This window comes from Salmonella sp. SAL4457 (assembly GCF_046548235.1).
Classification (GTDB): Bacteria; Pseudomonadota; Gammaproteobacteria; order Enterobacterales; family Enterobacteriaceae; genus Salmonella; species Salmonella enterica.
Window position 1 is genome coordinate 1 of sequence record NZ_JBGDZO010001049.1, and the last position, 248, is coordinate 248.

At 66.9% G+C, this 248-nt stretch carries 1 protein-coding gene; it reads left to right on the top strand.

Features of this window, described 5'->3' with window-relative positions:
• The coding region (locus ACLJNW_RS27390) for an NADP-dependent isocitrate dehydrogenase (RefSeq protein WP_410961703.1) at positions 1 to 232 on the top strand (232 nt) is incomplete at its 5' end.
• Positions 233 to 248 lie beyond the last annotated feature (16 nt).

The window sequence follows — 248 nt, forward strand, 5'->3', positions numbered from 1 at the left end:
GTACTGGGCCCAGGCCCTGGCCGCCCAGAACGAAGACGCTGAGCTGAAAGCGCACTTCGCACCGCTGGCCAAGGCCCTGACCGAGCAGGAAGCGACCATCGTCGCCGAACTCAATGCGGTCCAGGGCAAGCCGGCCGAGATCGGCGGCTACTATCGCTCCAACCCGGAGCTGACCAGCAAGGTGATGCGCCCCAGCGCCACCTTCAACGCGGCGATCGACAGCCTGGCCTGATGGCGTCACGCTGACG